General features: G+C 50.4%; 21 protein-coding genes and 1 pseudogene. 9 read left to right on the top strand and 13 right to left on the bottom strand.

Annotated features, from left to right (window positions below; all coding sequences use genetic code 11):
* Position 1: 1 nt before the first annotated feature.
* From OOF89_RS23430 to OOF89_RS23405, 6 genes are all read right to left on the bottom strand, one after another.
* Positions 2-1,297 (bottom strand): ABC transporter substrate-binding protein, encoded by a 1,296-nt coding sequence (locus tag OOF89_RS23430; RefSeq protein WP_266083366.1) that lies wholly within the window; start codon positions 1,295-1,297, stop codon positions 2-4.
* A 374-nt stretch (positions 1,298-1,671) separates the two neighbouring features.
* Positions 1,672-1,896: a hypothetical protein gene (locus OOF89_RS23425; RefSeq protein ID WP_266083365.1), complete on the bottom strand. Its 225-nt coding sequence runs from the start codon at positions 1,894-1,896 to the stop codon at positions 1,672-1,674.
* A gap of 143 nt (positions 1,897-2,039) precedes the next feature.
* Entirely contained in the window at positions 2,040-2,270 is a 231-nt protein-coding gene (locus OOF89_RS23420; protein WP_266083364.1) for a hypothetical protein, read from the bottom strand.
* A 14-nt stretch (positions 2,271-2,284) separates the two neighbouring features.
* Positions 2,285-2,407 (bottom strand): hypothetical protein, encoded by a 123-nt coding sequence (locus tag OOF89_RS23415; protein WP_266083363.1) that lies wholly within the window; start codon positions 2,405-2,407, stop codon positions 2,285-2,287.
* A gap of 565 nt (positions 2,408-2,972) precedes the next feature.
* The gene (locus OOF89_RS23410) at positions 2,973-3,140 is read right to left on the bottom strand and encodes a DUF1931 domain-containing protein (RefSeq protein ID WP_266083362.1); all 168 of its coding nucleotides are present in this window, start codon (positions 3,138-3,140) and stop codon (positions 2,973-2,975) included.
* A 194-nt stretch (positions 3,141-3,334) separates the two neighbouring features.
* A complete protein-coding gene (locus OOF89_RS23405) occupies positions 3,335-3,901 on the bottom strand; it encodes a pyridoxamine 5'-phosphate oxidase family protein (RefSeq protein WP_266083361.1) in 567 nt (188 codons plus the stop codon).
* 432 nt (positions 3,902-4,333) lie between these two features.
* On the opposite strand from OOF89_RS23405, the gene OOF89_RS23400 reads away from it, so the two are divergent.
* The 4 genes from OOF89_RS23400 to OOF89_RS23385 all read left to right on the top strand — a co-directional run bounded on the left by OOF89_RS23400 (position 4,334) and on the right by OOF89_RS23385 (position 10,162).
* Positions 4,334-5,095 (top strand): IclR family transcriptional regulator, encoded by a 762-nt coding sequence (locus tag OOF89_RS23400; protein WP_266083360.1) that lies wholly within the window; start codon positions 4,334-4,336, stop codon positions 5,093-5,095.
* 129 nt (positions 5,096-5,224) lie between these two features.
* Complete coding sequence (locus OOF89_RS23395) at positions 5,225-7,255, top strand: hydantoinase/oxoprolinase family protein (protein ID WP_266083359.1); 2,031 nt, start codon at positions 5,225-5,227, stop codon at positions 7,253-7,255.
* Positions 7,256-7,268: 13 nt separating this feature from the next.
* Positions 7,269-9,002 (top strand): hydantoinase B/oxoprolinase family protein, encoded by a 1,734-nt coding sequence (locus tag OOF89_RS23390; protein WP_266083358.1) that lies wholly within the window; start codon positions 7,269-7,271, stop codon positions 9,000-9,002.
* A gap of 17 nt (positions 9,003-9,019) precedes the next feature.
* Positions 9,020-10,162, top strand: coding sequence for an NAD(P)/FAD-dependent oxidoreductase (locus OOF89_RS23385; RefSeq protein ID WP_266083357.1), 1,143 nt, complete (start codon positions 9,020-9,022; stop codon positions 10,160-10,162).
* Positions 10,163-11,444: 1,282 nt separating this feature from the next.
* Here OOF89_RS23385 and OOF89_RS23380 read toward each other — a convergent pair.
* Positions 11,445-12,737 (bottom strand): TIGR00341 family protein, encoded by a 1,293-nt coding sequence (locus OOF89_RS23380; protein WP_266083356.1) that lies wholly within the window; start codon positions 12,735-12,737, stop codon positions 11,445-11,447.
* Positions 12,738-13,173: 436 nt separating this feature from the next.
* Here OOF89_RS23380 and OOF89_RS23375 point away from each other — a divergent pair, with 436 nt between their 5' ends.
* The gene (locus OOF89_RS23375) at positions 13,174-14,700 is read left to right on the top strand and encodes a sodium:solute symporter family protein (RefSeq protein WP_266083355.1); all 1,527 of its coding nucleotides are present in this window, start codon (positions 13,174-13,176) and stop codon (positions 14,698-14,700) included.
* Between the two features lie 114 nt (positions 14,701-14,814).
* Here the strand turns inward: OOF89_RS23375 and OOF89_RS23370 are convergent, their stop codons facing one another.
* Entirely contained in the window at positions 14,815-16,212 is a 1,398-nt protein-coding gene (locus OOF89_RS23370) for a CapA family protein (protein WP_303657574.1), read from the bottom strand.
* Between the two features lie 35 nt (positions 16,213-16,247).
* Positions 16,248-17,057 (bottom strand): creatininase family protein, encoded by an 810-nt coding sequence (locus tag OOF89_RS23365; protein ID WP_266083354.1) that lies wholly within the window; start codon positions 17,055-17,057, stop codon positions 16,248-16,250.
* 169 nt (positions 17,058-17,226) lie between these two features.
* Here OOF89_RS23365 and OOF89_RS23360 point away from each other — a divergent pair, with 169 nt between their 5' ends.
* Entirely contained in the window at positions 17,227-18,495 is a 1,269-nt protein-coding gene (locus OOF89_RS23360; protein ID WP_266083353.1) for an amidohydrolase, read from the top strand.
* Positions 18,496-18,554: 59 nt separating this feature from the next.
* Complete coding sequence (locus OOF89_RS23355; protein ID WP_266083352.1) at positions 18,555-19,694, top strand: alanine racemase; 1,140 nt, start codon at positions 18,555-18,557, stop codon at positions 19,692-19,694.
* Positions 19,695-19,716: 22 nt separating this feature from the next.
* On the opposite strand, the gene OOF89_RS23350 is transcribed toward OOF89_RS23355, so the two are convergent.
* On the bottom strand, positions 19,717-21,312 hold the full coding sequence (locus tag OOF89_RS23350) for an N-acyl-D-amino-acid deacylase family protein (RefSeq protein WP_266083351.1): 1,596 nt from the start codon (positions 21,310-21,312) through the stop codon (positions 19,717-19,719).
* A 431-nt stretch (positions 21,313-21,743) separates the two neighbouring features.
* On the bottom strand, positions 21,744-22,208 hold the full coding sequence (locus OOF89_RS23345; protein ID WP_266083350.1) for a CAP domain-containing protein: 465 nt from the start codon (positions 22,206-22,208) through the stop codon (positions 21,744-21,746).
* Between the two features lie 295 nt (positions 22,209-22,503).
* Here OOF89_RS23345 and OOF89_RS24705 point away from each other — a divergent pair, with 295 nt between their 5' ends.
* Positions 22,504-22,695: an AAA family ATPase gene (locus tag OOF89_RS24705; RefSeq protein ID WP_407661703.1), complete on the top strand. Its 192-nt coding sequence runs from the start codon at positions 22,504-22,506 to the stop codon at positions 22,693-22,695.
* 441 nt (positions 22,696-23,136) lie between these two features.
* Here OOF89_RS24705 and OOF89_RS23340 read toward each other — a convergent pair whose 3' ends face one another.
* Positions 23,137-24,291: an NAD(P)/FAD-dependent oxidoreductase gene (locus tag OOF89_RS23340; RefSeq protein WP_266083349.1), complete on the bottom strand. Its 1,155-nt coding sequence runs from the start codon at positions 24,289-24,291 to the stop codon at positions 23,137-23,139.
* A 193-nt stretch (positions 24,292-24,484) separates the two neighbouring features.
* Between OOF89_RS23340 and OOF89_RS23335 the strand changes: the two genes are divergently transcribed.
* Positions 24,485-25,393: an alpha/beta hydrolase gene (locus OOF89_RS23335; RefSeq protein ID WP_266083348.1), complete on the top strand. Its 909-nt coding sequence runs from the start codon at positions 24,485-24,487 to the stop codon at positions 25,391-25,393.
* A gap of 88 nt (positions 25,394-25,481) precedes the next feature.
* Here the strand turns inward: OOF89_RS23335 and OOF89_RS23330 are convergent.
* Positions 25,482-25,652 (bottom strand): annotated as a pseudogene (locus OOF89_RS23330) (transposase); the annotation flags it as partial.
* Positions 25,653-25,759 lie beyond the last annotated feature (107 nt).

Genomic DNA, 25,759 nt, shown 5'->3' with positions numbered 1-25,759 from the left:
TTCAGTACTCGTCTTCGCTGACGAACTCGCGGAGTTCTTTCGCTGGAATGACTTCTTGTTGGGTGAATTTGCCATTCTTTGCGGCGTTGATAGTCACCGATCCAAATACATTTCCGAAGTCGGTGAAGGTCATAGAAGTTGCAGCACCACGGTAAACAATCTCCTTGTCATTCCCTAACGCTTTCTTCCCTTCAGCAAATGTGCTGACTTCAGTGCCGTTCCCTCGAGTGACCGCTCCAAGATTTTTCTCAATGGCTTCCGCACTCGCTTCACCAGCACGTTCAGTGGCTAGTGCGGTCGCCTGAATTGCGTCCCAAGCCGGAGCTGTCCACGCGTTGATTTCAGCGTCACCGTCGGCTTCTTTGTATGCGTTTTGGAAGGTATCGTAGCTCGGGCCGGACTGGCCTGGGCTAGCTGCCCACGCCCCATTGAGATCGTTTCCAACCTGCTTAGCAAGGTCATTCTGTGAAAGTGGATCTGAAAGGATTGGCTGCTTACCGTAGCCGCCGTCTGCCCAATCAGACAATAGCGTGATAGCATCTTCCAGGGGAATGCTCACTGCGAAGGCACTGAAATCGCTTCCGAATAAGCGGTCGAGTGCGGACTGGTAGCTCGATCCCCCTTGGCTAACTTCGACCTGCTTAGTAACGGTACCGCCACCGTTTTCATATGCGGTCTTAAATCCATCAGCCCAGCTTCGTGCCCCCTCTGAGTTACCGTTTATAATTCCGATTTTGTCGTGGTTTTGCTCAAGGGCACGTTTTGCAGCGCCAGCAGTGTGAACAGTGTCACTTATCACTGTTCGCCAGACCCAACCGTCATCATCGATATTCTCCGGAGTTCCTTTGTCACCGCCGCGAGTATCAAGGAAGTTTGAGCCCGGCCAGGGAGTCACAATCGGCGTTTGTTGTTCTTGCAGAAAGTTGAACAGCGGATTAATTTCACTAGAAAACAGTCCAAGCAGTGCTACTGCGTCGTCGTTTTCAACAAGTTGGGTAACGACTGATCGGGCTTCCTGTGGGTTGACAGCAGTATCACGTCTAACTATCTTCAGTTTTGAATCTAAAGGGCCTCCAGCGTCATTGATGCCTTGAAGTGCTACATCAGTCGCTTGCGAAACACCGGGTTGAAGAAAGTCCCACTGACCAGTCTGTGCTGCAGGTTGGCCGAAGACAATTTCATTTGATCCTCCGCTTCCTCCAAGCCCAATGCAACCTGCTGTAGCAGTAAGGCCACTCGCACCAGCGAGTTTAAGAAACGACCTGCGACCCACCCGTTCCGTGGCATTTGGTATCATCACACCAGGGAGGTCAAACCTGGGACATATAACTTTACCTCTTGCAGTTAGCCAAGTAACCGCTTTTACTAATGATTCCTTTTATAATATTTATGTAGCCAATGCCGGGGGAGGACTTCTCGATCACTCATACAGTCACCCGTCACGTCAGCGCCACGGGCTGCGGATTGTTTTGTATTCATGGTCTTCTGGTGCATCTGGAAGACCAGTGCCGGGTGCTGTAACACCCGGCACGTTTCTACACACGCCCGAGGGCATCATTCTTCCCACCATATTGTATTCACCACATGGTATGCACTAACAGGACTATACTTCGGTAGTGTGTACTGTGGCGTATGTCCAAAGACCACAGCGATTCTGGGCGGTATAAGTTCTCAATCTTGTGCTTCATCGCGCATCCCTCGTGCTCCCCACAACAGGAAGATATTGCTGGCAATTGCAGCAAGGAATGCCACTGGCACTGCCTGAGTAAGGAACGTCGTCTCCCACAGAATGATACCGAGAGCTGTGATGAGTGCCCCCCAAATAATGAGGTTGATTTTCACAACGTCGGGGAGCGTGCTCTTACGCTCAGAGACAGAGGAATTACTGAGTTCCATAGCATATAAAGGAGCGAATAGAGAATAAATATTTCTACATCTGTGAGGGTAGATGATACTTATTTCTGATGTGACATGCTCTGTATCTATTTGTTTGTAGATGATGAGAACTACTATTCATCTTCCATTTTTATTGAGTGACATTATTCGAATTCGTCGTTGGGACGCGCATAGAGCAATTCGCTCTCACCATCATCGTAATCGCTCTCGGGACTGATGTCATCACAGATCTCATCCAGTCTGGCGAAATTACCGTGGACAATATATGCAGATGAGCGAACGCGAGTCAGATCACGGTCCGCAATTGGCTTCGATGGACCATCAGTATGACTGAGTAATTGGTCTATCGTGTTCGTCGAACCAGTACCGGTCATGAAAAGGTGTAGCGCTATTCGTCTGCAGCGTCGCCAGCCATCTTCGCTGCGGCTTCGCGGTCTTTTCGGAGTTGTTCTTCCGATTGGCCCGTTGTCTCGGCCAATTGTTCGACCGTGAGTATCTTTTCCAGCGCCATGTTCGTATGTATCTCTACTTGGTAAAGACGATTATAAGTTTGCACTTGGCAGCTGTGAGCTGCAATCCCCCGGCTGAGAACTGCGAACGGGAGTTCTCAGTCTCAGTTATTGGTGGGTGGTAGAGTAGTGGGACGATTGTCGGTGTGGGTGGTCAGGGAAGCGGTCAGGGTTTGCAAGATTGCCGAAGGTTAGTATAGAATACTAACATCGGCATCACCATCGTGCTAAGAAGAGAGACCGAGCGAAGGCCAGGAAAGTATACCTGATGAAGACGAGAAGAGGAAAACGAGTTCGTACAGGAACGGTCTCCAACGGATGTACTCGAGGTCATGAAACCACTCGACTCCTCCATGGTGAGCGAAATCGCGAACAAATTCGATTGGTCACGGCGGTCGGCCTATAACGATCTCACTCGGCTGCATGAGAACGACGAGATTCGCAAGAAGAAGCCCGAAGTTCATCGGGTGATCTAGATTCGGTTTGAGTAGCGGTTCGTCGTTAGAGAAATGAGTTCTGTGTAGTGACTAGCAAAAACAGGTTGATGTTATCTGAAGCGATGAGCAGCTACAAATCGCGCGCTTGGACGGTTTTGCGATCGTTTTCTTCGGCTCGTTGAGCAGCGTTATCGAGGACTGAAGCGACTTCTTCATCGAGTGCATCGTAGAAGTCACTCGCCACATTTTGTCCTTCAAGCTGTTCTTTCACTGCCGCTTTGACAACCAAATCACCCATATAAGCATTCAGATGGCATAATACTACAAAACAATAGTGGCAAAATAGTTGAGAAAGAACTTGCAATACGGAGCATGAGTCTGAGTTTCGGGCTGTGATCACTTGGTAGGAGGTGGACATTTAGGGTTAACCGGCCATTCGCTGGCTGCAGGACTCAATAAGGGTAGGAGAAGATGTGGAGAGAAGGATCATGATTACCGGGGAGAGTCAAGCCTGTACGCACCAGGATGATCGGGATCTTTCCACCCTTCTTTCCCACTCCATGATTCGACGTCGAGACGGTAGACGGCCGTCCGATCGATTGACTCCTGTGCAATTCGCTCATAGTCCTCGCCTTCAGCCAGCTGGGGTGCAAATTTCTCCATGAATTGCTCAAGAACCGCTCGTTTATTTTCTCTATCAGCGAGCAAATCAATCGTTCCATAAGCGACCACACTTGAGTACTCGACGGTGAAGTTCACCGGTTCGTCAGCCGGGATATACCGCCCTTTTTCACTTGTCGTGAAGGAAGCGCGCGGCTGGTCGCCGCTCTCAACAAGATTGTGAGCACGTCCCGCCTGAGCACCGTGGAGGTAAATCACACCCTCATCTCGATTGTATACGAAGAGTTGTGTCACAAGATGTGGAGTGTTGTCATCGATGAGACCGAGCACGCCCGTTTCTTGGTCAGCGAGAAATTCAGGAATCCATGCTGGATCATCGATAGCCTTTCCTTGATAACGGATAGAATCAGTGACGTTCTTGGGTGGGTTGTCAGTCATCTCTGCTATAACAGATGGCTGCGGTGAAAACGGTTTATAAATTTGTCAGCATGAAATAACCACGTTTTTCGATACCGTGGAAGAGAATCAGTTTATCATCACTCACTCTACTCCGTTCTGGGGTTCAAAGTTGATTCGACGGAGACTGCGGAGAATTGTGCCACTCCCGACAAAATGGAAAGAGTACCAGATGGCCCGGGTACCGATGGGTGTTCGTAAATACCGAACATTAACTATAGAATTTAATTTAATTTCTTAAATTTATTATGGAAAATTGGTTAGATATCCCCTATAGAGGCGATATTCGACATTTTAGATGGATCACACCATTCTGGATCTCATTCACAAATACCGAATTTTATTTTATAAATTATTCTCTCTTAGGTTGTATTTTATCAGAGTATAAGTAGGGAACCGTTCAATTCCTCACCAATGTCAAAGTTTAACACTAGCCGAACGGTAAAAACGGCTGATACGGTCTTTGAAATCGTAACAGCACTCCAAGAACTTGATGGAAGCACGATTACTGAGTTAGCAGACTATCTCGACTTAGCGAAAAGTACGGTCCATACGTATCTTGCCACATTAGAACAGAAAGAATACGTGGTCAAAGACGGGAAAACGTACGACTTGAGTTTGAAATTTCTTGACCACGGGACGTATTCGAAGCAGAAAAATAAGCTAACATCGGTTGCCCATCCGATCCTGAAACGAACAGCAGAAGAGACGGGAGAGGTGGTATGGCTCATCGTCGAGGAACACGGACGAGCAGTATACTTAGATCGTGCAAAAGGTGACCGGGCAGTCCAGACAAATGGCAGACGTGGCCTTCGTACGTCTCTCCACTTTGTTGCAGCAGGAAAGTGTATCTTGGCAAATTTGGACGAGGAAGAAGTACATCAGATACTTGACCGTCACGGACTGCCAGAACAAACAGATAATACGATAACGGAACGGAGAGCTCTCTTAAACGAATTACAAGAGGTGCGTGACCAGGGGTATGCATATAATGCCGGTGAGGAGGTTAAAGGGGTTCACGCCGTTGGAGCGCCAATAAAACAAGACGGGACTGTCTATGGAGGTGTGAGTATCGCCGGGCCATCAGCACGATTTCAAGATGAGGACTACGACCAAAAAATGAGAAAGGCAATTGTGGAAACGGCAAACACAATTGAACTCCACCTCGAGTATTGACGTCAAAATAGCGGACGATGCTTTGAATCTAAGAGCGTACGCTATTGGCGTCTTTTTATACTATCGAACCTCAGAGGACGTGTTCGACCATCCTTGCAGTATATGTAGTAATATCATGAATCATGATGCATGTCCACAATAGCCGTGGATGTCGGTGGCACACATACCGACCTATATGGATGGCTGAGTGATGAACAGAAAGCGGTTCACGGGAAAGTCCCGACAACATCCGATGATCCGACTGTCGGAGTGATGAATGCGCTTGGAAGTGTAGACGTAGACCTATCGAAAGTTGATACGTTCATGCATGGAAGTACAATCGCGACGAACGCCGTAATCGAGGGAGAATACGCAGTAACTCCATTAATTACAACGAAGGGATTCCGAGACCTCATTGAGATTGGGCGTTATCATCGTGAGGAACTGTACAATCCGTATCAATCGAAACCAAATCCCCTCACTGATCGCAGCCATCGATACACAATCACAGAGCGTATTGATGACTCCGGGGAGGTGACGGAACCACTCGATGAGCAGGCTGTACGCGACCTCGCTGATGAACTCCAACGCAATGGTGTAGAAAGTGTTGCTGTTGGTTTTGTTAATTCATACGCGAACCCGGAACACGAACAGCGTGTGAAAGAAATTCTCACGGAAACTGTTGATGATCTCTACGTGGCACTTTCATCAGAGCTGAGTCGAAAACTTGGGTCAATTGCCCGGTTCAACAGCACGATCATGAACGCTGCCCTTGAGCCGATAATGGCAGATTATTTAGATGATCTGAACGGGAAGCTTGTTGATGACGGGTTTAGTGGTTCATTTTACGTTATTCGTTCCGACGGTGGCGTTGCTGGAACAGCACAAACGAAACGAAGGGCTGAATCGACAATTCTCTCTGGACCAGCAGCTGGTGTCAGAGGCAGTCAAGCTATTGGAGAGACGGTTGGCCAATCGGATATCATCGGGATGGATATCGGTGGAACCTCGACAGACGTCTCCCTGGTCGAAGACGGAGAGCCACTAGTCACGACAGAATACGAGGTCAAGTTCGACATTCCCCTGGTAAAGCCGATGCTTGATGTGACCACCATCGGATCTGGTGGGGGCAGCATTGCATGGATCGACGATGGTGGATCGCTCCGTGTCGGTCCACAGAGTGCTGGTGCCGATCCAGGGCCGGTTTGCTATGATATGGGCGGTACCGATCCCACGATTACCGATGCACATCTTATTCTCGGGCGCTTAGACCCCGAAACGTACTTGGGAGGGACACGAACACTCGACGAAGAAGCAGCCCACGACTCGATCGCAGAACTTGCTGAAAAGTTGGATATGGACGTTCTCGAAGCTGCAGAAGGCATCCTCGAAATCGCAAACGAAAACATGGCCGCAGCAGTTCGTGAGACGACAATCGAACGTGGACAAGATCCCCGCGATTACTCGCTCGTTGGATTCGGTGGCTGTGGACCGATGCACGCTGGAGAGGTTGCAAGGAGTCTCGACGTTTCGTCAGTCATTATTCCGAGTGCTTCTGGTGTCCTTTCGGCGGTTGGAGGAACGGTAATGGACATCCGGTACAACGATGATAAGACGTTCTATACGCCAGTAGAGGCAGTTGATCCGTCTGAGTTGGAAGCCGAATTTCAGGATCTTGAACAAGAAATTCTAGCCAGATTCAGCGAAGGAGGGGCCACGCCAGAAGAGATTTCATTCGAACGGACTGCAGAGATGCGGTACGTCGGCCAAACCTACGAAGTCGACGTTCCCGTTACCGACGAATCACTCGATGCCGGAACTATTGAACAACTCATTGAAACTTTCCACGAACAACACGAGCAAGAGTATGGAATCTCTTCTGACCAATTCCCAGTCACATTTGTGAACTTGCGTGTGGCAGGAAGTAGACAGACGGTCGATCATGGATTCCGAAATGCAGAGATGAGTGGAGGCCACGATGATGGTTCCGGAACACGAGATGTATATTTCAATAGCGAGTGGCAAGAGACTTCGATTTATTACCGAGGAGATCTCGAGCCCGGCATGAATCTCGACGGTCCTGCCATCGTCGAGGATGACCATTCAACGATCACTCTAAACCCAGGTATGAACGCATCGGTCGACAAGCACGAGAACATCATCATTAGGTCAAGTAACTAACGGAGTGTCTACAATGTCCCAAAAACCAGATCAGAAAAAGAATATCGATACAGTAACGTTCGAAGTCCTACGAAGTGCGTACGAACATACGGCTGACCGAATGAGTACGGTACTACAACGAACATCGTTCTCACCGATCATCTATGATATGGTGGACTTTTCGAACGCAATCTTCACACCAGATGTGAATCTCGTTGGACAAACAGCGAACTGTCCAGTCCACCTTGCCGCGATGCATTTCAGTGCAGAAGCCTCCCTCGACGAATTCGGCAAAGACGAACTCGGTGCAGATGATATCGTCTTGCTTAACGATCCGTACAATGGAGGGACGCATATCAACGACGTTACTTGGACACAACCCATCTACGATGAGTCAGACGAGCTCTTGGGCTTTGGCGTCAGTCGTGGACACTGGACGGACCTCGGTGGTGGAGGTCCAGGAGGACAGTCGTGGGGGACCCACCTCGCGGAGGAGGGACTTCGAATCCCACCCACGAAGATCGTCGAAGATGGAGAGATAAACGAAGCACTTCTTGGCGTGTTGAAAAGTAATACCCGTGTTCCACAGTACATCGAAGGAGACGTACAAGCCCATCGTGCTGCGCTGACAGCCGCCAAAGATGAACTGCACCGGCTCGAACGGAAGTACGGTGCTGGCACGGTACGACAGGGAATGCATGATGTATTGGATTACACTGAAGAGCGAACACGAGAAGCGATCCGCAAGATTCCAGACGGCGAATACAGCGCCCAGGACTACGGTGACTGTGACGGAATCACGAAGGATTCGATCTATCTCGATGTGACACTCATCGTAGACGATGATGAGATTACGGTGGACTTCGAAGGAACCGACGATGCAGTGCCCGGATCCGTGAATTCACCGAAAGCAAATACATATTCGGCGGTCTACTATGCACTGAAATTTTTCACTGACCCCGAAGCACCAGCCAATGCAGGAATGTATCGACCGATCGATATCGAACTACCCGACGGTTCGTGGGTGAATCCCAATTGGCCACGGCCCGTGATCGGATGTACAACGTTCGCTGCCTCGAAGATCTGTGCCGTAATTTGGCAAGCACTCGCGGATGCCATCCCGGACAAAATCGTTGCCCCGACCTACTCTGAGTGTAACTGGTTTACTGTCCAGCAAGAAGACCCGGAAACCGACGCTGGATACGTATGGTCAGATCTTCCACCCGGAGGATGGGGTGGTACACCCACTGGAGATGGGATGGAGACGACTGCAGACCCACTTGGAAACTGCATGGACTTGCCTGTGGAACGTGCAGAGCTGCTCTTCCCAGTAACTGTGGAGGAACGCGAGTTCATTACTGACTCTGGTGGTGACGGTGAACATCGTGGTGGACTAGGTCTGCGCGAAACGTTCCGCTTCCACGGGTATGCCGAACTGAGTGTGGAAACAAGTCGAACTAAAGAAGGCAGTCCCGGCGTCAACGACGGCCATTCTGGTGGTCTTGGACGGCTCATCAAAAACCATGGTATGGACGACGAAGAGGTGATTGGCGGCTGGAAAAAGGACGGCGACGAATGGGAAATGTGTCTGATCGGGAGCGAACCGTTCCAGCCAGGAGAATCGTTTACCATCGAGACCCAAGGCGGTGGCGGATGGGGCGATCCGACCGACCGAGATCCAGATGCAGTCCGCGAAGACGTGCATAATGGCATGGTTAGCCCAGAGACTGCGGCTGACGTGTACGATGTAAACGTGGAATCGGAGTAGTATTCGAGGGTCCATCTATGAATGATTTTGAAGTCATCATCATCGGTGGTGGAGTGGCCGGCGCCAGCTGTGCCCATCATCTTACTGCTGCGGGGATTGAGGATGTCGCTGTATTCGAAAAAGACCAGCCAGCAAGCAAAGCAAGTGGACGTGCAGCTGGGTTCATCACTCCCGATCAGTTCTTGAGTACGGGAACGCATCCGAATGAGCATCAGTATATCATCCAGTTCTGGGAAGAAATGGCTCAGGATTCAAAAATCGACCTGCACTATGGGGACGCATACACGTTTGCACGAGACCCAGCCTCAGTAGCATATCTCGAACAGTTGCACGAAGAAACCGCGATCGAGTCTCAACTACTGACTGGTGATGAAATCGGCGATCGGGTACCAGCGCTCATCACGGATAATATCGAAGCCGGGTTTATGTTCGAAAATGGGTTCTCACTTGACCCATACACGGCGACAGTCACCGTTCTGGAGGAGGCAATGTGTAGGGGTGCAGATGTGCTAAGTGAGTCAGTCGAATCAATTGACACCCTCACTTCAGGTAGCACTCGTGTGACGACGAACGAGGGAGCATATACTGCTTCGGCGGTAGTCGTTGCAGCAGGAGCATGGAGTAAATCGCTGGCACAAGATATCGATATTGCACTTCCATTGAAGCCCCGGGTCAGTCAGATTGCGATGTTAGACCCCGGACAAACGGTTGAGCTACCGCTTATCAATGATCCCGATCTTGAGCTGTACTACCGATCAGAAGTGAATGGGGAGATACTGATTGGAGGCGGTACTGGGAAAACGGAGCTTGACCCCGAAACGTTCAGCTCGACAGCCCGTGAAGAGTTTATCCAAGAGGTTGCAGAGAAAGCACCACAGATCTCTACCCAACTTCAAGAAAGCCAGATGACTGGGAAGTGGGGTGGACTTTGTTCGGCAACACCTGACCGCCACCCTCTGGTCGGAGAAATTCACCCGAGTGGAGTGTATGTATGCTGTGGGTTCAACGGCGAAGGTATCATGTACAGTGCAGTTGCTGGACACTTGATCGCAGAATTGCTCACAGAGACTACGCCGACGTTTGATGCCGACGTCTTCGCGCCAGATCGGTTTGAGACTCTGGAGGAAGACTTCGAAATCAGAAGTGCGATTGAATGGTGAAACGCTAGCTTCTGGCCCTCGTCTGTTCTCACTCTCTATAGTCAGACAATTGGACTTCGGACTATCGAAGAAGAGAGTGTGGAGTTTCGACAATGCTTGGGATTCCAAGAAAGCTTGAGCGGCCACGTTGGTCGGCCTATGAGATTTTGAACAAGCTTGGCAACGATGGTGAGATTCGTAAGAAGCTACAAAAACACCCCATTATCTGGATACTTCAGTTGTGTATCCTACACTCCCTGTCGTAGTGTGGGTTGTCGATTTACACGTTTCTGTCATCCTAGTAGCTGTAGTGATGGATGTCTCGCGTGTTGTCGTTGTAGGTTGACTTTTCGTCGAAGTCGTTAGAGGAGTGAGCACGACAATCAAGGACGATTTGCGGAGCAAACGAGTAATGACGATATTCTGCACGTAATTCGTGAGTCCGAGTTCCCAGTAGTAACCGCTCGGTGGGTAGCGGATACAGTTGGGATGAAGCGGCGGCCAGTCCATCAGCGACTCGAAGAACTTCATGAACGCGGTGAATTGGAGCGTGGGAAATTGAGTTCACGGGTAGTTATCTGGTGAATTTCAGAAGAATAGAGAAACTAGCGAACCCTTATCGTACGCAGTGTGCTTTGTGAAAGTAGACCAATTAGAGGATAGCAGGACAACCAATGAAACAGCCGCTCAGTACCCACCAAAGAATACCGATGAAAATTGTGACGAGAATTGCGAATAAGACTTTAAAGATCGATAACAGTCGATAGTGTGGCTCTGGGTGCTGATTCTCGCTATTCGTCATTTTGTGATGCTGAAAAACGAGGACTGGAACGGTAAATACTTTCAGTGCGTTTAAACAGCCTCAAATTAATGGAGACGCGGTAGTGAGGAAGAGAGGAAATCTCACAGTAGTCACGGGGTTTTAGGAAGAGCGTCGAAGGATCACCACTAGAAAAGTAAGATAGCCAATTCTCAATTAGCCTATTTTGAGTTAGGCTATTCTGTAGTATTATTCTGGCACGAAATCAAACCAGCCCATGGAGTGCTGTCGGAACTGCGAGAACGTTGAAAAACCGAGTAGCCTACAGTACAGATAGTAAGTCAAGTCTAGGTGCTGAATCGATAGTAGGATCATCTACAAGTTTTACTCACAGAGTTCATTCTCCGAGAGTTGATCAATCTCAACCTGCTATTGGTGATTCGACCAAGGCAAAGAGATCTGCTGCCACCTATTTCTAAATCCCGAGCTCCCAGGAGGGGCACATGCGATGTTGAATACCGTGAGCGAGTGGTATGGAAGAATTCACGCTTGTTGCCGGTCGACAAACTCGACACTGACAGTCACCTGACGGCCAGTTTTCGTCGAAATACGGTTCTTGAGCTGCTCACTTACCCGCGGGTAGTTCTGACCGGGTGGTCGTTTGACAACCACAGTCACTTCCTGTGGATTGTTCGATAATATCCCCTGGTTGAATTCCGCTCGAACCTCCATTAGCGTGAGTTCTTGGTACTGTTGATGACTGAGTGTCTCGCCAACGACTTCATTGACTGACTGTTCAAAGCCAACATGGGTCGAAACAGCGCCCCCTGCAGTGACAAATAGGACAAGGAGTGCAATTGCGACCACGAGTGATGGACCAATCCGACCGAGTTTGAAGTTTGGCCGGATAGCACCTGGTTCCCACCAGTCTGGCCGATACCCGAGATACCAGAACACGGCAACACCAGAGACGTGAATCGATGCCGCGTTCACGACGAGAAGGATGAGTGATCCAAGTGCGATTGCTTGGCTGTTCCATGCGATGCCGATACCAACAGCTGCGGCGGCTGGTATGAGTGCTGCAGCGATCATGACACCGACGAGTGCAGCAGAGATACCGGTTGCAAGACCAGCTGCACCGGCAGCACCGGCACAGACCCCAATGATAAGTGATAGTAACCCAGGTGAGATGCGCTGTGCAATCTGATTGATTGCTCCAGGATGCAGTGATGGAGAAAGAAAATGCCCTGTTTTGAGGACGAGACTGAACATAATTGCTCCGATGATCGCTATTCCCAGTCCATATACTTGTGTCGTGAACCCATCGACGATCATCTTGCGATTACTGAGAACTGTTCCAACACTTGCCGTGAGTGCAGAACCGACGAGTGGTGCGATAACCATCGATCCCACGACGAAGGCCGGCGAATCCAAAAGGAGCCCAGCGGTTGCAACTACCGCACTCAAAAATGTCAATAGAAGAAAGGTGAATGCATTCGGGAGCAGTTCGAGTGCTTGCGACCGGAGTTCTTCGGCAGCAATGCTGTCGTCTGCTTCTTCACCGACGATAAATCGCTCTTCCATCTCACCCATATTAGTTGAGAGAGCGGATTTTGCATCAGCGACGACAGTATAATGATGTTCACCGTGACCGGCCGTTTTGAACTTCTCGAGGACAACTTCGAGAGCCTGTTCGGGAACGGGAAACTCCACGACGACCAATTCTCCACGGTCACTTGCTTCCTTCGAGACAATATAGTCGATGTTTTCGTCATTGAGGACCTGAAGAACAGCCTCCTTGTCCTCGTCCTTAATGAGTGTGCGGACGAGTCGCATGTACTTCCCTCGTTCACAGAACTATGGTTAAAGTGTGGTGGTTATTTTAAAACTATCCTAACCAAATCGGGAAAAATTAATCCTTAGTTGATTTTTCCTTGTTAAAATGCCAAAATCCCGGAGACACCACAACTGCATGATTAGTAGAGATATTCACCGCGATTGATTTTCAACTTCTCACCTACACCCGCTACTCGGTAATCTACTGTGTACCGTTGTAGGACTTCTAGATCCCTCCACATGCAACTTCACGGCACGGGATTTTCGGACAGTAGGCACTCTCGAATAATCGGTCGTTTCTTCACTTGCGTTAAACACTTTCGCAAAGAAGCATCATTTCCTAGAATTTCTCCGACTTTTTCCGTATAATTGATAGACGATAAACTATTTCCTCCTATGATGAATTTTATATTCTTTGGCTGTGATTCACTACCACATGGTTCGAGAAATAATCGTTGGTATTGTTATCGTTTACATCCTCGGAATGCTTGGAATTGGATACTATTTCCATCAAAAAGGGATCGCTGACCTTGAAGACTTTTTCTTGGCTGGTAAGGGGGCTCCGTGGTATCTTATTGCCCTCTCGTTTTTTGCAACAGCAATCGGAGCAGGGGGAACGATTGGGTTATCGGCGTCTACGTTCGAAGCTGAGAGTATCACCGCGTTCTGGAGTTACGGTATCGCGATATTCAGCTTCTTCATCGTAGCTTTCCTGTTGGGCCACAAACTTCCAAAAACTCGGAATATCACACTTCCGTCGATGCTCGAAGATCGGTACGACGAAAAAACCCGAGCAGCAGCAGTTCCGTTCTATTTGCTTCGATTCATCAGCACACTTGGTGCACAGTGGTTGGCTGCTGGGACGATCATTAGTTTTCTATTTGCAGATGCGATAACGGTCACAGAGGCGGCCATCATCGGTGCAATAATCATTACAGCATATACCGTCATGGGTGGGATGTCAGCTGTGATGTGGACGGACTTTATTCAAGGCTGTATCCTGTTCGTCGGACTTTGGTTGCTGGCTATTTTGGGGATGATGAATCTCGGTGGTTTTTCGTCGGCGACATCCCAGGTCACCGACGTAGCACCACAGGCCTTCGATCTGTTTGCGATGAAGTGGACACTCATTGCTGGGTACGTCGTGACGCTCGTTCCTACGATGCTCGTGCGGCAAGGCTATCTACAACGAATAATGTCCGCAAAGAGCCCACGAGACGGATTCGTGGGGACGACACTGAACGGTATTATCGGACTCGCGTTTATCCCTGTTCCGCTAATAATCGGCGCGATTGGCTTGGTGATGTATGCCGATATCCAGAATCCGCAACTCATCATGCCTCAGATGGCCATGGACATCCTACCTGACTGGTTGGCCGGCGTCGTACTGGCAGCACTGGCAGCGGCGATCATGAGTAGTGGTGATAGTTTTCTGCTCTCCGGATCATCAAACGTCGTCGACGACATATACATCCGATATTTAAATCCAGATGCCGGACGTGATGAACAAACCACGGTTTCACAGATCACCGTCGTCGGGTTGATGATTTTTTCACTCGGACTTGCGCTTATCGTTCCGGGAATCATCGATCTGATCGTATTCGGAGCAGTTGCACTGACCGGCGGTGTCCTCGTTCCATGGCTTGCGACATTTTATTGGCCACGAGGGACGTCCGATGCGGCATTCTGGAGCCTTATCGTCGGCGCCGGACTCACAGTCGCGTGGTGGTGGATCGGATACTTCGCGGGAACGTCTGAATACATGGGGCTTCACCCCGTCTTTGTCGGCTTACCGATGTCTATACTGTTGTTCTTCGGCATCTCGTTGATGCAAAAACCGGAATACGAAAAGGCACTTGCAACGGCACGGAAACACAACCTGGAAGACCTCGAACGAAAGACGAAGCACGCCATGGACCAGGGCGAACAACGACAACCACCCACGATAGAAGACACCGATTAGGGGAGACCCAAACGACCACGATTTTGAAAATGATTGAACGCGTGCTTTAGCTCTTGTAGGCGCTAAACCCCCGTCCTCAGACGCGAGCGTAAGCGAGCGTCAGGATGGGGTAGTTTACACGTTTATCCTACCTATTTCGCCATCAATCGCGATTTCGGTACCATACGGTTCCGACAACGACACCACCGTTTCGAGAATCTCGCTCGCTTTGGTTTCGGTTGCAAGCACCGGCCGTCCTCGTCGTGGTCGTGGTTGTTCGTAGCCGAGATCAACTGGATACAAAGTAATATCCTGTAATCGACCTTCCTGAAAGTGACACACTGGCAAGATCGTCTCCCAGAAGGCAGCGTCTGCCAAGAATCCAGTTCGTTGATTCTCCTCGTTACTGACTCGGGCATCGAAGAGATCAGCAGGAAGGGAATCCCACTGGGGCAGATCATATTTGTCGTATATTTCCGCAGGAAGTTTTGTCACGGTCTCGTTCTGCATCATGAAGTTCCCGAGGCTGTAGAAGATTGGTGCATCATCGTAGATTTCGATTCCACGAAGTACGTGTGGTCCATGCCCAAGAAACGCATCAGCACCGGCATCAATACACTCCCGGGCAAACTTTTCGAGAAACTCAGGTACTGTCTTGTCATTGATCACACCACCGACACCCTCATGAACGTGAAGACTAGCGAAAACCCAGTCGGATTGCGATCGTGCCTGCCGAATTTGGTCGAGGATTGCTGTTCGATCAGCGTTATTTGCCCGCTGTGTGATTCCGAATGTGTCGTCTTTCTCGAAGTGTAGATGCTGGTTCCCACCAATATTCAGCAGCGAGAATTCCGAACGGTTCTCTCCCGGGACAGGAAATCCAAGCCGCCTGTGACGGTCTTTGATGTCTTCTAACCCTAAGGACTCACTCATTGATTCAAGTTGATCTTGAACCGTCTCTGGCACCGAATAGTGGGTTTCAAGATGCAACGGTGAAAGACCTGGACGGCCCTGTATATCAGGACGCTGTACTCCAGCTTCGCTCCCCGGTGTGATCGTTGAACAGGCAGCCACCACGCCAACACGTCCACCTGGTGTATCAACATAAGCTGGCCGTCGCGCATCCGCTAAGTTCTTCCCAAGCCCCGCATACGGAATATCTCGTGTATCAAGCGCTCGCATTGTCGCTTCCATACCACCATGTGAAAAATCACCCGTATGATTTGTTGCTGCTGCAAAGATGTCGAAGCCACTCCACCGAAGTTCGTCAGCAATCCACGATGGTGCTCGCATATACGTGCCCCCGCTGTTCGCCGCCGGATATCCGTCATAATCGTGGAGTAAGACTTCCAAATTTACGAATGACGTATCAGCCTCGCGAACCGTGTTCACGAGCTGGATAAACTGATCATCGTCGTAGACAGATTGTTTCCGTGTGAGTATAGCATCACCAGCGGCAGCGAGTGTTAGATCCTTCCCTTCACGTCCATATAGCGAATCAGTCATGGCATGCAATGGGATATCGACATACATAATAATATATTTCAGAAACCGTGTAATTACCTTCTTCAGTAAGAGTGTGTTTCGGTGTGTATCTGCTCCAACAATTTAGCGAGTTCTTTGCCCAGTCCATCATAGAATCGTTGTCCTTTGTCTGCAGTCGCGAGGTGTGGGTCGCCAATCGCTCCAGATTCGCTGTATTCCGTAAATGGACGATAGACAGAAAGCGCTCCGTTGTCAAACAAATCCCGTGCTTCTGTCTCATAAGTCGACTCACGATGTGTCCCCGTGATTGTTTCCTCGCGTACGAGATCCGGACGGAGATACAACATTAAGGAGGTCTCAAGTTCCCCGCCGTGGGATATGCCGCCCACGTCGCTTTCACGGATATCATCAACAAACGAACTAGCCAAGTGAAAGTAGGTGAGACCAAGTATTTCGGCCGTTTGGTTGGATGCACCAACCTCACTGACGGCATCATCAATGAGTGAAATATTACCTCCGTGGCCATTGACAAAGAGCAACGCATCAAATCCGTTTTCAAGTCCTGTTTGTGCCACACTGCAAAGCGTCTTGAGTGCCGTGTCAGTATCGAGTGAAATTGTTCCACCAAAAGGTAGATGATGTGGTGAACGGCCCGCCCAAAGCGTCGGCGTAATCAGGAGCGGAATATCATTTTCAAGTTGCTCGCTACCAGCATGTGCGATGGCATTCACAAGAATCGTGTCCGTGCTAACAGGAAGATGATGGCCGTGTTGTTCTATGCTTCCAAACGGAATAAGCAGTATTGATCCCTCTTGCTCTGCGATGGTTTGAATTTCTTCGTATGTCTTCGCGGCCCACGAATGGGAGCTTTTGCCAATTGACTCGAACAACATACAAGCTACATCGGAAAGTTTCACTATAGTTGTATGGCAAGCGTTGTACAGTCTCTATCGAAAGAGACAAAACCGACGTTTTGGGCGCCAATGACTGCTACTACGAACACTGAGTGAGGCAGACTGCCGGCTACCAATCGTTTTTCTACTTGCTACCGGATGTAATGGTATGGCATACACAAGTGAATTATCGCTCAAAGAAATCCGAAGGGATCTGCATGCGTATCCTGAAGCTGGTTGGAAAGAGTTTCGCACAACTGCGCTTGTCGCAGAAGAACTGGAAGAACGAGAATTCACTTTACACCTTGGAGCAGATGCAGTTGAGACAAGTGAACGGCTTGGGGTACCATCAGCGGATGAGATACAGGAAGCAAAACGGCGTATTCAAGATACAGGATGTTCCGAGAGGTATCTCAACCGGATTGGTAACGTCACTGGAATTGTAGCTGAGAAAACGTACGGAAGTGGTGCAGGACCCACTGTCGGTGTTCGGGTAGATATGGATGCTCTCGAACGAGTCGAAGCAAGCGAGAAGGAGCATCGACCAGCTCGCGAAGGATTCAACAGCCGTCATCCGGGTGTAATGCATGCATGTGGACATGATGGTCATACGACGATTGGAATCGGAATCGCTCGTGAGTTAGATGAGAATGGTGGGTTTGATGGTCATTTGAAGCTGTTTTTCCAGCCAGCTGAGGAAGGCGGGAGAGGTGGATATCCAATGAGTAAAACGGGTCATCTCGAAGACATCGATCATTTTCTTGCGCTTCATCTCGGTCTTGATAATGAAACTGGGAAAGTGATAGCAGCTTACGAACGGCCCCTGTCGAATGCAAAACTCGATGTGACGTTTATTGGAGAAGGTGCTCACGCTGGGAAAGCACCAAATCAAGGACGAAGTGCACTGCAAGCAGCCACGACAGCGATTCAAAACGTGTATGCGATCCCACGACACGAAGATGGAGCGACTCGGATCAATGTTGGAGAAGTCCATTCGCCAAACGCACAGAACGTGATTGCTGAAGAAACTCGAATGCGGGTCGAAGTCCGGGGAGAAACGGCAGATATCAACGACTATATGCTCGCTAAAGTACATCGAATCGTTGACCATGCCGCTGAGATGCATGGTGTCGAGAGTGATACAGCATTATATGGGAAAACGACTACGTTCCAATCTGATTCTAGTCTCGTCGATGCCATTGTGCAGGCTGCAAATTCAGTCGTGGATGTAGAGACAGTCGTCGATCGTACAGATATTGGCGCAAGTGAGGATGCGTCCTACCTCATCAACGAAGTGCAAAAGAACGGTGGCCAAGCAACATACATTGGTATCGGAGCGAGCAATCCATATGGCCATCATACATCGCGATTTGATATCGATGAAGATGCGCTTCCCCTCGGTGTAAATGTCCTCTCTGAGACCATCCGACAGCTATAATCAGAACAATGATAGTGAACCCAGTGGAGATATTTACAACAATCCTGAAAAGATAGAATATGACCACACCAACTACAGACTGGACGACACCATCATTGTTCTCGTCCAAAGACGAACTCGAAACACCAGTACTGACCGTTGACCTCGACACAATGGAAGACAATCTCCGGGAATATGCGAACTTTGCGGAGACACACAACGTCCGGTTACGGTCACACGTTAAAACCCACAAGAACGCTGAAATCGCGCGTCTCCAAAACCAGATCTCGAATGGCGGTGGAATCGTTTGCCAAACGCTCAGTGAAGTCGAAGTGATGGCAAAAAACGGACTCGATGATATCTACCTCTCATATACAGTTGTCAGCGAACGAAAGCTACACCGACTCGTCTGGCTGGCACAGAAGTTGGAGAGGTTTGCCACTACTGTCGATAGTATCGACAACATCGAACCGCTGCAGGCGGTTGCTAGTGAACACAACGTACCTATCGACATCATCCTCGAAATCGACGTCGGGCTAAACCGAACCGGTGTTCCACCCGGAGAGCCAGCTCTCGAAGTCGCACGATTCATCCAAGAACAGTCACACGTGGAATTCCGTGGCATACTCGCGTACGAAGCACACGTGAAGGGGAACGCATCGGCACGAGACGAGTACGAACATGAGTGCATGGCCGCGATGGACGTCGCTGAAGAGACGGTCGATCTTCTCGGAGCCGAAGGTATCCTGGTCGAGGAAGTCAAGGTGGGTGGAACCGCAACGTCCAAATATAGCGGAAAGCATCCAATCGTGACCGAAATCAATCCGGGGATGTATCCGTTCATGGACGTCGGGGAACTCGAACATCGCCCGTTCGATATCAGAAAAGACGACTGTGCAGCCACAGTAGTGAGTACCGTCATCTCGAAACCGACGGAAGACCGTGTCGTGGTCAACGCCGGCAGTAAGACGCTCTCGCTCGACAAGCCTCAGATGCCCGTTCCGAAAAATCGAGACGATATCAACTATGTAAACGCGTCTGAAGAACACGGGTGGATCGATACGAGCGACTGTGAGGAGCCAATCGGAGTCGGCGATCGATTGGAGTTCATCGTTCCGCATGTTTGTACGACGATAAACCTTCACGACACTATCGTCGGCGTGAGGGATGGTGCCGTAGAGGAAGTATGGCCGGTTCAAGCCCGGGGTAAAGTCCGGTAGCCGACCGTATCCTTTCCAACTTTTATTTTCGGATTACTTGTCCAGGACGTGCATCCGTGAACTCGCTATCCCGAACCACGATTTCGCCATTGACGATAACGTGCGGGATACCGGTCGGGAACTGTCCTGGGTGTTCATAGGAAGCGTCTGTGCCGACCGTTCGTGGATCGAAGAGGACAATATCCGCATCGAGCCCGGGTCGAAGTACTCCTTTGCTGTCGAGCCCCATCGCACAGGCTGGGAGTGACGTCATTTTTCGAACCCCCTCCTCGAGCGTCAACAGGTTCTCGTCGCGGATGTACTGACCCAAAATCTTCGGATAGGTTCCATAAACGCGCGGATGCGGACGGCCCCCAAACAGCCCATCGGTGCCAACATTGACGCGTTCGTCGGCGAGTATCTCCTGCACGTCGGTTTCGGTGAGTTGATGAAGCAACATACTCACTTCGAGTTCTTCATCCACGAGAAGATCACAGATGACAGAAACCGGATCGGTGTCTCGTTCGGCAGCGATTGTTGCGATACTCTTTCCCTCGACCGATTTGTTGGCCGACGACTGGACGCTTGTCACCTCGATGTTCTCCCACCCAGTGTAGGCGCCTCTATTTTCCCATCCCTCGATGCGCCACTCCTCTATGTCCCGTCGAATCTGGTCGCGGCTCTCATTGTCACGAAGATACCGAAGCGTTTGCTCGGGGCCGTCAGCCTGTACCCACGGCGGTAAGACGTTCGTGAGAGTCGTACTACCTGCGGTATAGGGATACTGCTCGACGGTAAGATCGACCCCGCGCTCACGAGCCGTCTCGATGATTGCTAATGCCCGGTCAACCTTGCCCTGTTGTGGTGGCCCAGCGAGCTTGAAGTGGGAGAGATGCAATGGAATCCCGACTTCAGCGCCGATGTCGATGAATTCATCGAGTGCACTCCATATCTGTTCACGTTCGTTTCGTATATGCGCGACGAACGGCCGCCCATAGTCGTGAAGGGCCGATGCGAGTCGTTTGACCTCGGCCGTATCAGCATATCTCGCCGGAGGATAAACGAGTCCAGTAGAGAGCCCGATCGCCCCGTCATCTAGTGCCTCCGTAATGTGTTCGACCATCTGCTCAAGATCTCCAGCTGTCGGATCTGTGTCACTGAACCCGAGTATATTGAATCGAACCGTACCATGGCCGACGAGCGTTGCGATGTTCGGAGCGAGATCCTGTTTTGCGACCGCATCGAGATAGCCTGCGAGACTATTCCAGCTCCACTCGCCATCGAGTCGTCCATTGATACCGCTCAAATGCGTTTCCCAGGCGTCGACATCGTCTCGGTACAGAGGTGCCATCGAGAACCCATCCTGGCCGAGGATTTCGGTGGTGATTCCCTGACGGAGTTTTGGAGCAAGTGTGGGATCGGAGAATAGCTCGAGATCAGAGTGAGTGTGTGTATCGACGAATCCAGGGCACGTGACGAGTCCAGATCCATCGAGAGTTGTTTTCGCAGAAGCCCGTGGAGATGGTGTGCGGAAAACTTGGTCGATCGTTCCGTCCGTGACAGCGACTGAGCCACGGAACCACGGTGCACCAGTTCCGTCGATAATTCGTGTGTCTTTGACTAGTAAATCAAAGGTCATGGATAGACATCGGTGATTGGGGTAAAAAGCATTCGTGGGGTAGCAAACAACACATGACAATAAGAGTTTAAGATACTGTTCGTGAGATCGCTGACGATGACATAGTTCTCACTGTGTGATTGATACGAGACAATCGATAACCGGTTCGCGTTGACCGCGCTCGGTGGGTCGAAGTCCCTGTGGGCGCCGGTCACGTTCGAGGAACACCACATGGAGGGACATGTGTCGGGACTTCGGGGCCGAGAAGGTCGTGTTTTACACCTCTTCCGACGATTGGGGGTCTTGGCTGGACTGAGGCAGATCTACGTGAGTTTGTCCATAAGGGTCTCAACAGGTTGGTGCCTTTGGTTCGCGAACGGGAATTTGAATTCTGCTTCAAAAAAGAACTACGTAATGTAGTCAATATCAAGCGGATTCGACATTACGGCCAGTTATTGGCATCCCGCTCCAAAGTTTTGTGTTACGTACAGACGACCATCTGACCCAACCTGAGCACCAATCCCTTCTATGGCCCACATTTCGGAAAGAATGTTGCGTCGATGGCCATCGCTCTCCATCCACTGTTCAACACTCCTTTCTGCAGCATTTGCCGGGGATTTGTTGCTGGCATAATTATATAATATGTTCTCCCCCCACGTTTGACATGAAGTATCGTATCTGTCATAGCGATCGCCCACGGTTTCGCCATCTGGAGCAGTATGTGCGAAATAGTTCTCGTCGATCATATCTTGGCTGTGGTAATCAGCCACTTGTTCGAGGGTTTTGCTATACGCGAGTGTTTGTAGTCCTCGATCGGTTCGGATGGCATTGATCCGATCGTGGATCGCTTGTTCGACGTTCTCTTCGAATTCTTGGGTCGATTGGGCGGTTACTTGGCTCGTCGCAGCTGTGGCCACTACTGTACTCGCGCTGACTGCGGCTGTAGATTTCCGAAGGAACTGTCGTCGGTTTAGTTTCGACATCGCCCTTCCATTTCGAGGATTCCACTATTGCTATTAATCCACTAATGATACTTGCTGCAACTTTGAACAGAATGAATTGACTAAAAATCGTCGTGAACAGTTTAAATTGTTGAAGAAGTTGTGTTTTTGGAGAACGATGAGAAGAAGATGAAGGGCAGGAGAAACCGATTGACACCGTAGACAGTGAATTCACACCAAAAAGATAACTTCGAGAATAGCAAATCAACAAATGGGACAGCAGCTTCTCGTCACACTTTCCGGATCACCAGACTCAGGTACGTCAACACTCTCTGAAATGCTGGCTAATGAGTGTGGTATCTCAATTGTGAATGGTGGTGATATCTTTCGGGAAATGGCCCAAAACCAGGAGATGACAGTCGCTGAATTCGCTACTGGCGCTGAAGACTGCAGATCCGATTAGAATGAAACGGTGGTCGGTGTATCGATTGCTTTTGTCGTTGTTCGCTGTTCGTGATTTATTTTTGGATCACTTCAACTGCTAGTTTGTAATCTTTTATAGCTTTGCCGTTACCATTCAGGTAATCGATTTGGAACCCACCTGTTCGCCTGGGTGCCAAGGGGATGTTTGCGATTCCATCGGATGACAACGCTCGGCCCGCCTTATCGTAAAATGTAGCCGTAATGAATATATCCGCCGAAAATCCTCCCAACCATTGTAGCTCCCCTGTGATTGCCCATTCGGTCATCCCAAATGATCGGCTAATCACACCCCATTGCACCAATTATTTTGGTGTTTGGGGCAGTGTTGTGTTGTTTACGGTATTTCTTCCGATTTCAGTCACCCCTCTAATGAATCAAATATGAAAACCGTGTCTTGTTTACCATTGATATACTACAGTATTCAATCGTCTTCCCCTGTTCCCCAATGGCTTCGATAGTCAAAATTAGTGGATCGATTGTCGAACCGATTGAGTCGAAACTGCGTCATCGGGAAGGGCGGTTCCTCTCCGGTAACCAGCGATCGAACGGCACGCCCAGTTACAGGCGAAAGCATAACGCCTCGGCCGTGAAGACCGGTCACGACCGCGAGCCCATCCGGTACTTCTCGGGGGGTGTCAATGATAGGAAGGCCGTCGGGGGAAGCACAGTCCGCGGTCGGACAGCAATCTTCTCGGCGGATAGTTCCCGCAGCAGCCCCATTGAGTAGCGGTGCGACGTCCTCAACCACGCCTTTGCGGAACGATTCTTGAACGCTCATCGGTGTGCCTTCCGGGTCATCGAGGAGGTGTTCGTTTCCGCCGACGAGCACGTTACCGTGATCGGTCGGCCGCCAGTATATCCGCATCGTCGGTTCAGAACCCATAGGACAATCGTCCGGGAGTGGGTTGTCCGGTTCGATGACGACCGCGTTCCACCGGAGCGGCCTCACTGGGAGTTCGACGTGATCGGCGAGGAGGTCGCGCGTCTTCCATCCAGTCGCGAAGACGACGTGGTCGGCGTCGATAACGCCATACTCCGTCTCAACGCCAGTCACCGTGCCGTCTTTGGATCGGATATCCGTGACTTCGTGGTCGCGGAAGATGCCCGCTCCGTTCCGTTCTGCGGCCCACTTCAACGTCATTGCATAGTCGAGTGCGTCAAGGTAACCGGTCCCATCGTAGAGAAGACCACCTCCGTACGCAGAGAGGTCACCAAACGATTCTGGGAATCTGCGCTTCAGTGCATCTCGAGGTAGAAATTCTCCACCATCAGGTGCTTGATCGGTGTATAGGTCGGCGTTCGCCTCAGGAACGAGACGAACCGTCTCCCGTTCTGTGAACGAGAAGACGCCCTGACCGTCGAGGTCGCGAAATTGTGACAGGGCGAAGGTTGCCCATTCATCGGGAAACGGTTCAAGTGAAAGCGAAATCATTCCGGACGCTCGAGAGGAGGTATCTGCGGCGATACCGCCTTTGTCGAGGACGATAACGTCATGATCGGGTGCGAGTTCGCGGGCAATGGCAAGCCCCGAGACGCCAGCTCCGACCACGACGACGCGGTCGTTAGTAGTTGACATGGGTTCTATTCCGATACTCGAAGAGGTGGCACAAAACGCTACGGGTCACTCAGTGACTTACAATGGTTTGCAAAACAGTAGGGAGCAGGCCATCCAGCTGCTGAATCAGTTAGCTTGCCTATCGTTTATGCTGTTTGCTAGCGTACTGCGCTGAGAAGCTATGGGGCAAAGAGAAACCATACGACCGGAATTGATGGAATTCACGAGTCAAGGAACGAAATGTGTTGCCTCCCTGTATCGCCCTGACAAGGCAGCAACGACCAATAAAGATCCTCCAATAGTGGTGATGGCGAATGGGTTTGGACTACCACGTGGATTTGGGCTTCCAGCATTTGCCGAGCGTTTCGCAGGACGGGGGATCGCTGTATTACTATTCGACTATCGCTCACTCGGCGAGAGTGGTGGTGAGCCCCGAAACGTCGCTCTCCCATTCGGGCAGATCAACGACTGGCAAGCTGCAGTCAGATATGCGCGAACCATTGAGGGTGTTGATGGAGATCGACTCGGCGTCTATGGCTTCTCGTTAGGAGGCGGTGGCGCCTTAATCACTGCTGCCCAGGAGGATGTCGATGCCTATGTTGGGCGGACTCCAATTTTTGATGGAGCCCGGACCATTCTGTATTTTGTCCGCCAGTTGGGGGTCGCCTACGGCCTTCGAACGACGTGGGCAGGACTACGAGATCTTGGCCGGAAGTATACTGGACGAGATCCCTATTACATACCAATCTGGGGGGACTATCCCGACGAACTACCTGCACTCGCTCCGCCCGGTTCCAAGGAGGGTCATAGTGCCGTTGCTGGCGAAGATGCGAATAATCCAGATGTCAATCGATGTGCTGCACGTGCATTCGTTACATTCGGCTTTTACCGACCCATCACGAGCGCACGCCAAGTCGATTGTCCGGCACTTGTCTTGCAGGGGACTGATGACACGATCGCTCCGAAGAGCGCCATTGATGCCACAGTTGCTCGCCTTCGGGATGTGAGGTGTATAACGATCGAAACTGATCACTTTGGAGCATTCGATGAGTTGTTCGAAGAAGTTGTCGAGCAAGAGGGTGATTTTCTCGAACAGCACTTGGTGACATCCTCCGGCGCCTAAAGATGTCCCCAGAATGCGAAGCGTTCTGGTGTAAGAACGAGACGCATTGCGTCTCGTCAACGCAGGAATCCCGATCGCAGGTTGGATATTACGGTTCGCGGTTACCAACCTGTTCTCGTTGGGCGAACCGGCCCTCACGATGGTCAAACAAGTGGACCACTGGCTGTGCCAACCAGTCGGTACTCCTATCTCCCCCATCACGGGCAATACTCCGAGTTACTTTTCGTCTGATGTTCTCCGCACCATTCACGTCCGAGTTCATCGCTATACCACATTCATCGTACAATTCGAGACGAATGCTATTGATTCAGCTATACAGAAAGCACGGGGTCAGTGTATGTATTGGGCAATGAATGAGTACAAGTC

This window comes from Haladaptatus caseinilyticus, assembly GCF_026248685.1.
GTDB classification, from domain to species: domain Archaea; phylum Halobacteriota; class Halobacteria; order Halobacteriales; family Haladaptataceae; genus Haladaptatus; species Haladaptatus caseinilyticus.
The sequence above is the reverse complement of the archived record's forward strand: the minus strand, read 5'-3'. Positions and strand labels throughout refer to the sequence as shown.